The organism is Bradyrhizobium sp. Leo170, assembly GCF_004296405.1.
Classification (GTDB): domain Bacteria; phylum Pseudomonadota; class Alphaproteobacteria; order Rhizobiales; family Xanthobacteraceae; genus Bradyrhizobium.
Genome location: NZ_PSRR01000868.1, coordinates 1 through 471 on the forward strand (window position 1 = coordinate 1; position 471 = coordinate 471).

Consider the following 471-nt stretch of genomic DNA (forward strand, 5'->3'; position numbering starts at 1 on the left):
GGAAGGCGCTCGACGAGGTCTGTCCCGGCACACGGCACCAGCGATGCTGGGTGCACAAGACCGTGAACGTCCTGGACAAGGTCCCGCTCTCGGTGCAGGCCAGCATGAAGAAGGATCTGCGCGAGGTCTATTTGGCGCCCAACCGAGCTTCGGCCGAAGTGGCGATCGACGTCTTTGCCGAGAAATACGGAGCGAAGTACGATAAGACGGTCGCGTGCCTGACGAAAGATCGCGACGCTGCTTGCGTTCTACGAATTCCCCGCCGAGCATTGGGACCACTTGCGGACGACGGATGAGATGGACAAGCGCTTTCTTCATGGCCGAGACGAAGATTGCAAAGGTCGCCGTAAGTCCATTCTTTTGTTCGGTCGCGCTGCGGGCCATTCTTCCGTCCCGGCCACCGATCTCGCAGCCGTCGCGCGCAGGGGCGGTCAAGGCTGGCCGCGTTTGCGGCCACCGCAAGGCTTGGCC

Annotated in this window: 1 pseudogene; it reads left to right on the plus strand. The window is 62.2% G+C overall.

The window, feature by feature from the left end:
• Positions 1-312: pseudogene (locus CWO89_RS45150) on the plus strand (transposase); the annotation flags it as partial.
• Positions 313-471 lie beyond the last annotated feature (159 nt).